We start from the raw sequence: 8,979 nt of genomic DNA, 5'->3' as shown, positions 1-8,979 counted from the left end.
GGTCTCAGCCAAGCGCCGCGTCACAGCGCGCGCAGGTATGCGCATGCTTGTGCGTGCCGACATCGGGCAGGATCTTCCAGCAGCGCTCGCATTTCTCGCCCTCCGCCGTCTCGAAGACGACGGCGACGCCAGCCACTTCGGGCAGGCGGAACGCTTCGTTCGGGGCCGGATCGGTGGTCAGCGTCAGCGCCGAGGTGATGCAAAGCTCGGCGAAGTCGATCGACTTCAGCGCGGCGGCGAGATCGGCCTCTTCCACATGCACCACCGGGGCCGCCTCGAGCGAGGCGCCGATCACCTTGGCCGTGCGCTGCACCTCGAGCGCGGCGGTCACCACGCGGCGGGCGCGGCGGATGCCGTCCCATTTCTGGGCGAGCGGCTCGTCGCGCCAGTCGGCGGGCGTCGCGGCGAAGTCCTGCAGATGGACCGAGCTTTCCTCGCCCGGGAAACGCGAGAGCCAGACGTCTTCCATGGTGAAGGGCAGGATTGGCGCGAGCCAGGTGGTGAGCCGGTGGAACAGCAGGTCCATCATCGTGCGCGCGGCGCGCCGGCGCAGGCTCGCGGGCGCATCGCAGTAAAGCGCATCCTTGCGCACGTCGAAGTAAAGCGCCGAGAGATCGACGGTGCAGAAGGTGAAGAGCGTCTGGAACACGCCCTGGAAGTTGAACGCCGCATAGTCGCGCCGCACCGCATGGTCGAGCTCGGCCAGGCGATGCAGGATCCAGCGCTCGAGCTCGGGCATCTCGGCGGGGGCGACACGCTCGGCCTCGTCAAAGCCGGCCAGCGCGCCAAGCATGAAGCGCAGCGTGTTGCGCAGCCGCCGATAGCTGTCGGCCGTGCCCTTGAGGATCTTCGGCCCGATGCGCTGGTCGGCGGTGTAATCCGCCTGCGCGACCCAGAGCCGCAGGATATCGGCGCCGTATTCGTCGATCACCTCCTGCGGCGCCACGGTATTGCCGATCGACTTCGACATCTTCATGCCCTTCTCGTCGAGCGTGAAGCCGTGGGTCACCACGTTGCGATAGGGCGCCCGGCCCTTGGTGGCGCAGCCCTGCAGAAGCGAGCTGTGGAACCAGCCGCGGTGCTGGTCGGTGCCCTCGAGATAGACATCGGCGATGCCGTCCTTGGTGCCATCCTTGCGGTCGCGCAGCACGAAGGCATGGGTCGAGCCAGAGTCGAACCAGACGTCGAGCACGTCATAGATCTGCACGTAGTCCTCGGGGTCCGCGACGCCGGCAAGCACCGTGGCCTTGAAGCCGTCACGATACCAGGCATCGGCGCCATCCTGCTCAAAAGCGGCGACGATCCGGGCATTCACCTCGGCATTCTTGAGCAGGAAGTCGGGATCGGTCGGCTTCGCGCCCTTCTTGGTGAAGCAGGTGAGCGGCACGCCCCAGGCGCGCTGGCGGCTCAGCACCCAGTCGGGGCGGTTCTCGATCATCGAATGCAGGCGGTTGCGACCCGCGGGCGGGGTGAACTTGACCAGCTCCTCGATCGAGCGCAGCGCGCGCTTGCGGATCGTGTCGCCATAGCTGCCCATGCCGTCATCGAGCGTGACGTCGATCGCGGCGAACCATTGCGGCGTGTTGCGATAGATCACCGGCGCCTTCGAACGCCAGGAATGCGGGTAGGAGTGCTTGATCTTGCCCTTTGCGAGCAGCGCGCCGGCCCAGGCGAGCTGCTTGATGTTCGAGACATTCGCCGGGCCTTCCTTGCCGTTTTCGTCGAGGATCGCCTCGCCGCCGAAGATCGGCAGATCGGCGCGATAGCTGCCGTCCGCCTCGACGTTATAGGTCATCGGCAGCTTGAATTTCAGGCCAAGCTGATAGTCGTCATCGCCGTGCGAAGGCGCGGTATGGACGAAGCCGGTGCCGGCCTCCTCGGTGACGTGATCGCCGGGCAGCATCGGGACGGGGTAATCCCATTCGCCCGCGCCGCCCTCGATCCCGTTATAGGGATGCTTGAGGATCACACCTTCGAATTCGCTGACGGCGACATCGCGCAGCCGGGTGAAGCCCGTGACCTTCGCAGCGCTCATCACGCTTTCGGCCAGCGCATCGGCAAGGATCAGCGTCTCGCCCGCGACGGCGGTCGATTTCTCATCCGCCGTGTCGACGCGATACATCCCATAGGCGATGCCCGGGCCATAGGCCACGGCGCGGTTCTGCGGGATCGTCCAGGGGGTGGTCGTCCAGATCACGACCTTCGCGCCGTCGAGGCCCGCGACCGGCGTGAACCGCACCCAGATCGTGTGGCTCGTGTGGTCGTGATATTCGACCTCGGCCTCGGCCAGCGCGGTCTTTTCGACCGGCGACCACATCACCGGTTTCGAGCCCTGATAAAGCGTGCCGTCCATCAGGAATTTCATGAATTCCTCGGCGATCACCGCCTCGGCGTGGAAGGCCATGGTCAGATAGGGATCGGCCCAGTTGCCGGTGACGCCGAGGCGCTTGAACTCCTCGCGCTGGATCGCGACCCAGCCCTCGGCGAACTTGCGGCATTCCTGGCGGAAGGCGACGGTATCGACGTCGTCCTTGTTCAGCCCCTTGGCGCGATACTGCTCTTCGATCTTCCATTCGATCGGCAGGCCGTGGCAGTCCCAGCCGGGGACATAGCGGCTGTCGTGGCCCATCATCTGATGCGAGCGCACGATGATGTCCTTGATCGTCTTGTTCAGCGCATGGCCGATGTGCAGATGGCCGTTGGCATAGGGCGGGCCGTCATGCAGCACGAAATCGGGGCGCGGGGTGCCCTTGGCGGTCGCTTCGGCGGCCTTCTCGCGCAGCCGGTCATAGACGCCGATCCGCGCCCAGCGGGCAAGCCATTCCGGCTCGCGCGCCGGCAGGCCCGCACGCATCGGGAAATCGGTTTCGGGCAGAAAGACGGTGTCGCGGTAATCGACGGTATTTTCGGGCGTATCGGCGCTCATCTGGGATCATCCTCGAAAGGGCAGGGCGCGATGCGCCCGGGGTTTTGCTCGCATATCCCGGCTACCCTGACGCGTCAGAGCGCCGGGCGGCTAATTCGAAGGAGAGGGCAAAACCGGGTCATGCGGGCCTTATAGGCAAGCGCGCAAAGGCCGGCAAGCGGGGAAAGGGGGGCGCTGCCCCCGTCTGCTGACGCAGACTCCCCCGAGGTATTTCGCGCAAGATGAAAGAGGAGCTGTGACTTCATCTTGCCGGAAATACCTCGGGGGTGAGCCCGGAACGGGCGAGGGGGCAGCGCCCCCTCTTTGCCTTCCCCGCCACTTGGCCTAGGGTGGCCGCGACGATCAGGAGGGGACGATGAGCGATCAGATCGGGATGCCGGGGGCCGAGGATATCGCGGCGATGTTCACCCGCGCGAGTGGCGAGTATCTCTTCGCGCGCTGGGGGCGGCCGATCGTGCCGGTGGTCTTCGGTGTCGACGCCGCGACGCTGGCCACTGTGAAGGGCGCGGTCGAGGCGGTGGTGGCGCTCGCCGGCCACAAGATGGCCGAGACCGATCCCGAGCTTGGCGCCAATCTGATGATCTTCTTCTTCCGCGACTGGCAGGAGCTGCTCGAGGTGCCGAACCTCGATCAGATGATCGACGGGCTCGCCGATATCGTGGCGCGGCTCGACGATGCCGGCGCGAACCAGTATCGCACCTTCCGCTTCGATCGCGACGGCGCGATCCGGGCCTGTTTCGCCTTCGTCCGCATGGATGCCGCGCTCGACGAGGTGCCGGCGGAGACGATCGCGCTCAATCAGGCGGTGCAGATGATCCTGCTTTGGGGGGAGAGCGCCTTTGCCGCCCATCCGCCGCTCGCGATGGCGCGGGGGGTGACGGTGCTGCGCCCCGAGATCGCGGCGATCATCCGCGCGGCCTATGACCCGGTGATGCCCCCGGTCGCGCAGGACGCAAGCCACGCGCTGCGCCTTGCCGCGCGTCTGGCGGCTCAGGGCTGAGCTGGCGCCGCGCCGTATTCCGCCCAAAGCCCGCCCTTCAGGGCGAGCCAGACCGAAACGCTGCGCCCCGTCGGCAGATCGCGGATCTGCAGCGGGCCGGTCACGTCGGACATCCGCAGGATCACCGGCGCGCCCGGGTCGCGGAAGGAGATTTCGACGCTGTTCACCCCGGGGCAGTTCGCGGGGCTTTCCTGCCAGCCGGTTCCCGCGGGGGTGCCGGGCGGGGCGGCGACGGAGCACGCGCGCCCGTCGGCGTAATGCAGATGAAGTGCCTGCGGATCGAGCGTGGCGCGTTCCGGTGCCGTGGAGCGGGCGCGCTCGATCGGATCGGCGGCCTCGACGCAGGCGGCGAGCGCCAGGACGAGGCCGAGGAGAGGGAGGCGGGTCGTCGGCAGGTTCATCGCGGTCACCTCAGGCGCAGCCCCCTTCGACGGGGGCGTTTTGGGGGGACGTTCGGGGGCGGAGCCGCCCCCGGTGGCCGCGACATGGTGCCGCCTGATCCGGCCCGGGGCAAGTGCGCAGGGATCCGCGCTTGCCCGCGCCGCCCTGCCGGGCTAGGCCTTGGCCGGAAAGGGGGCGGCCATGGCACATGAATTTCCGATCCGGGTCTATTACGAGGACACCGATCTCGCCGGCATCGTCTATTACGCGAATTACCTGAAGTTCATCGAGCGCGGCCGCTCCGAATGGGTGCGCGCGATGGGCGTCGATCAGGTCGCGATGAAGCGCGAGCTCGGCCTCGTCTTCGCCGTGCGCCGGGTCGAGGCCGACTACCTGCGCCCCGCGAAATTCGACGACGAGCTGATCGTGACCACCGATCTCGTCGCCGAAACCGGCGCGCGGATCGTGATGGAACAGGCGGTGATGCGCGGCGCGGAAAAGCTTTTCACCGCCACCGTCACCCTTGTCTGCCTCACCGAAACCGGTGCGGCTGCGCGGCTTCCCGCCGAGGTTCGGCGCAAACTCGCCCCTCCGCTGCATTGATCGCGCTGCATGGCGGCATTCGCTGCGCTGCAATGACGCAGATGTTATGGCGTTCCCCCTGAATCTCCGGTAGAATCACTGCTAATGAGGGGCCCGGGCAGAGGCCCCGTTCGAGAGCAGTGACCAATGGACCAGCAAACCCTTGCGATGACGCAGGAGATGGATTTCTCCTTGCTTGCGCTTTTCCTGCGCGCCTCGCTGACCGTGAAACTCGTGATGATGCTTCTGACGATGGCCAGTTTCTGGTCCTGGTCGATCATCATCCGCAAATACATCACCTTCCGCGCCGCGCGCTCGGAGGCGGATGCCTTCGACCGCGCCTTCTGGTCGGGTGAGCCGCTCGACGAGCTTTTCGACCAGATCGGCCCGGCCCCCGATGGCGCGAGCCAGCGCATCTTCGCGGCCGGCATGCTCGAATGGCGCCGCTCGCACCGCCAGGACGGCGAGCTGATCGCCGGCGCCCAGGCGCGCATCGACCGCTCGATGGATGTCGCGATCGCGAAGGAGCAGGAGAACCTGAACTCGGGGCTGAGCTTCCTCGCCACCGTCGGGTCGACCGCGCCCTTCGTCGGCCTCTTCGGCACGGTCTGGGGCATCAAGGTCGCCTTCGAGGAGATCGCGATCTCGCAGAACACCTCGCTCGCGGTCGTCGCGCCCGGCATCTCGGAGGCGCTCGTCGCCACCGCGCTTGGCCTGCTCGCCGCGATTCCGGCGGTTATCTTCTACAACAAGCTCTCGGGCGACGCCGACAAGATCGGCGCGGGCTACGAGGCTTTCGCCGACGAATTCGCCACCATCCTTTCGCGCCAGCTGGACGCCTGAGCCATGGGCGCGGGGGTGGTCAAGAAATCGGGCGGTGGCGGGCGGCGCCGGCGCGGGGCGCATGGCAAGCACGCGGTGATGGGCGAGATCAACGTCACGCCGATGGTCGACGTGATGCTCGTGCTGCTCATCATCTTCATGGTCGCCGCGCCGATGATGACGGTGGGCGTGCCGCTCGAACTGCCGAAGACCGCGGCGAAGGCCGTGCCGACCGAGCAGGAGGAGCCGCTTGCGGTCTCGCTGCAGAAGGACGGCACCGTCTCGCTGATGAACAGCCCGGTCGACGAGGCCGATCTCGTGACCCAGCTCAAGGCGATCGCGCAGGAGCGCGACAGCGACAAGATCTACCTGCGCGCCGATGGCGGCATCGAATATGCGCGCGTGGTCGAGGTGATGGGGGCGCTCAATGCGGGCGGCTTCAACAATATCGTTCTGGTGACGGACACCGGCGGACCGTCGCTGACGGGGAAAGCCGCGGCGGGGAACTGAGGCGCCCATGCGCATGGAACGGGCGGACAGGATCGGGACGGGGATCTCGGCGGCGCTGCATATCGCGGTGATCGTCTGGGCGATCGTGGGCACTTCGTGGTTCAAGACGAAGCCGAGCGAGCCGATCCAGATGACCCAGGTCTCGACGATCACCGAGGCGCAGTTCCAGGCGATGCAGGCGGCTGCGCCGAAGGCCTCGGATGCGCCCGCGCAGCCCGAGGCGCCGGCGACGGCCGAGGCCACGCCGGAAACCGCGGCGCCCGAAACCTCGCCCGCGCCGCAACCCGCGCCCGAGCCGCCGCCCGAACCGGCGCCCGCGCCCGAGCCGCAGCCCGACATGACCGATCTGACGGAGCCCACGCCGCCCGCCGAGGTGGCCGAGGTTCCGCCCTCGATGATGCCGCCGGTCGAGGAACCGCAGGACACACAGACCCCCGACATGTCGCCGCGCCCGCGCGCGAAACCCGCGCAGCGCATCGCGCCGACACCCGCCGAGGCGCCCGCGCCCGACGCGAAAGTGTCCGACACCGCGGTCGCCGAGACGCGCCCCGATCCGGCCGCGAAGCCCGAAAAGCCCGAGGAAAAGCCGAAGGAAGAGGCCGCGCCGCCGGAATCGGCGACGAAGATCGTGACCGAGGCGGAAAAGACCGATCTGCCCGAGCAGACCTCGGCCCCGGCCTCGACCCCGCGGCCGCGCACGAAACCCGCGAAACCCGCCGAGAAACCGGCGGAGACGAAAACCGCGAGCGCCGACACGAAGACCGACACCAAGTCTGACAAGCCCGCCAGCGACAAGCCCGCGACGAAACCCGCAAGCGACACCCCCGCGAAACCGGCGGCGGCGAAGCCCGCGAAATCCTCGAGCGCGGTGAACGACGCGCTGGCCGCCGCGGCGGCGGAACAGTCCGGCGCGAAGGAGAACACCGGCTCGGGCGGGCTTGGCGTGGCGAAGAACGGCCCGCCGGTAACCGCGGGCGAGAAAGAGGCGCTGATCGTCGACGTGAAGGCCTGCTGGAACGTCGGCGCGCTGAGCTCGGAGGCGCTGCGCACCACGGTGACGGTGCAGGTCGACATGCAGCCGAACGGCAAGCCGGTGACGAGCTCGATCAAGATGACGGGCTATGACGGTGGCTCGGAGGCGGCGGCGAAACAGGCCTTCGAGGCGGCGCGGCGCGCGATCATGCGCTGCGGTTCTGACGGCTTCCCGCTGCCCGCCGAGAAATACGGCTGGTGGCAGCAGATCGAAATCGTCTTCAACCCGACGAAGATGCGGATGAAATAGGGCGGGAAACCGCTGATTGTCAGGCGCTTGTGATGCGCCTGCAGCGAAAGACAGGTTACAACGGGCAAAGGCCCAATCGAGGACGGATGATGTTGCGTTTTGCTCTGGCCGCTGTTGCGGCGCTGATGATCGGACCGGGGATCGCCGCGGCCCAGCAGGGACCGCTCCATATCGAGATCGACGACGGCGTGATCGAACCGATGCCCTATGCGATGCCGACCTTCGCCGACGAGGGCGGCGCCGGCTCGATGGCGGCGCAGATCTCGCAGGTGATCAACGCCGATCTGAGCGGCACCGGTCTTTTCCGTCAGATCCCGGAAAGCGCCTATATCCAGAAATTCACCAGTTTCGACCTGCCGGTGAGCTATTCCGACTGGCAGGCGATCAACGCGCAGGCGCTGATCACCGGCGCGGTCTCGACCCAGGGCGGCAAGATCGTGGTGAAGTTCCGCCTGTTCGACGTCTACGCCGGCAGCCAGCTCGGCGATGGCCAGCAGCTCGCCGCCTCGCCGCAAAGCTGGCGCCGCCTCGCGCACAAGGTCGCCGACGTGATCTATTCGCGGATCACCGGCGAGAGCGGCTATTTCGACAGCCGCGTCGTCTTCGTTTCCGAATCGGGCCCGAAGGACAAGCGCCAGAAACGCCTCGCGCTGATGGATTACGACGGCGCGAATGTCAGCTATCTCACCGACAGCTCGACGATCGTGCTCGCGCCGCGGTTTTCGCCCGATGGCTCGAAAGTGCTTTACACCACCTTCGAGACCGGCTTCCCCCGGATCAAGATGCTCAACGTCGGCAATGCCGCAGGCACGCTCCTGCCGGAGATGCCGGGCACGATGACCTTCGCGCCGCGGTTCTCGCCCGATGGCAATTCGATCGTCTATTCGCTCGAGCAGAACGGCAATACCGACCTCTACAAGATGTCGGTCTCGGGCGGCGATCCGGTGCGGCTGACGAATTCGCCCGCGATCGAGACGGCCCCCTCCTATAGCCCCGACGGCTCGCGCATCGTGTTCGAGAGCGACCGCTCCGGCACGCAGCAGCTCTACATCATGCCGGCGGGCGGCGGCGAACCGACCCGCATCTCCTATGGCGACGGGCGCTACGGCACCCCGGTCTGGTCGCCGCGCGGCGACATGATCGCCTTCACGAAACAGGCGGGCGGGCGCTTCTTCATCGGCGTGATGCGCACCGACGGTTCGGAGGAGCGGCTGCTCACCGCCTCCTTCCTCGACGAGGGCCCGACCTGGTCGCCGAACGGGCGCGTGATCATGTTCACCCGCGAAAGCCCCGGTGCCGCGGGCGGTGCGAAGCTCTTCACGGTCGATATCTCGGGGCGGAACCTGAAGGCGATCGAGGGCGTCGGTGGCGCCTCCGATCCGGCGTGGTCGCCGCTGCTGCCCTGAGCGCGGCGCCGATTCACAACGGATTTCAAACCTGATAACCTGCCCGAAACGGGCGAACCAAAGGCGGTAA

General features: G+C 67.3%; 8 protein-coding genes. 6 read left to right on the top strand and 2 right to left on the bottom strand.

Annotated elements, in window-relative coordinates; translation table 11 throughout:
* Positions 1 to 4: 4 nt before the first annotated feature.
* A complete protein-coding gene (gene ileS / locus AB7U46_RS04700; protein ID WP_428335778.1) occupies positions 5 to 2,926 on the bottom strand; it encodes an isoleucine--tRNA ligase in 2,922 nt (973 codons plus the stop codon).
* Positions 2,927 to 3,281: 355 nt separating this feature from the next.
* Between ileS and AB7U46_RS04695 the strand changes: the two genes are divergently transcribed.
* Complete coding sequence (locus AB7U46_RS04695) at positions 3,282 to 3,926, top strand: hypothetical protein (RefSeq protein WP_428335777.1); 645 nt, start codon at positions 3,282 to 3,284, stop codon at positions 3,924 to 3,926.
* On the opposite strand, the gene AB7U46_RS04690 is transcribed toward AB7U46_RS04695, so the two are convergent.
* Entirely contained in the window at positions 3,917 to 4,327 is a 411-nt protein-coding gene (locus AB7U46_RS04690; RefSeq protein ID WP_428335776.1) for a hypothetical protein, read from the bottom strand. The genes AB7U46_RS04695 and AB7U46_RS04690 overlap by 10 nt on opposite strands.
* A gap of 181 nt (positions 4,328 to 4,508) precedes the next feature.
* Here AB7U46_RS04690 and ybgC point away from each other — a divergent pair, with 181 nt between their 5' ends.
* The 5 genes from ybgC (at position 4,509) to tolB (ending at position 8,909) form a co-directional block, all read left to right on the top strand.
* On the top strand, positions 4,509 to 4,910 hold the full coding sequence (ybgC, locus tag AB7U46_RS04685; RefSeq protein WP_428335775.1) for a tol-pal system-associated acyl-CoA thioesterase: 402 nt from the start codon (positions 4,509 to 4,511) through the stop codon (positions 4,908 to 4,910).
* 126 nt (positions 4,911 to 5,036) lie between these two features.
* A complete protein-coding gene (tolQ, locus tag AB7U46_RS04680) occupies positions 5,037 to 5,732 on the top strand; it encodes a protein TolQ (RefSeq protein ID WP_428335774.1) in 696 nt (231 codons plus the stop codon).
* Between the two features lie 3 nt (positions 5,733 to 5,735).
* Positions 5,736 to 6,221, top strand: a complete 486-nt coding sequence (locus tag AB7U46_RS04675; RefSeq protein WP_428335773.1) for an ExbD/TolR family protein — start codon at positions 5,736 to 5,738, stop codon at positions 6,219 to 6,221.
* Between the two features lie 7 nt (positions 6,222 to 6,228).
* Positions 6,229 to 7,503, top strand: coding sequence for a cell envelope biogenesis protein TolA (locus AB7U46_RS04670; protein WP_428335772.1), 1,275 nt, complete (start codon positions 6,229 to 6,231; stop codon positions 7,501 to 7,503).
* Between the two features lie 89 nt (positions 7,504 to 7,592).
* Positions 7,593 to 8,909, top strand: a complete 1,317-nt coding sequence (gene tolB / locus AB7U46_RS04665; RefSeq protein ID WP_428335771.1) for a Tol-Pal system beta propeller repeat protein TolB — start codon at positions 7,593 to 7,595, stop codon at positions 8,907 to 8,909.
* Positions 8,910 to 8,979 lie beyond the last annotated feature (70 nt).

Origin of the sequence: Paenirhodobacter sp., assembly GCF_050177655.1 — a bacterium.
Classification (GTDB): Bacteria; Pseudomonadota; Alphaproteobacteria; order Rhodobacterales; family Rhodobacteraceae; genus Rhodobacter.
The sequence above is the reverse complement of the archived record's forward strand: the minus strand, read 5'-3'. Positions and strand labels throughout refer to the sequence as shown.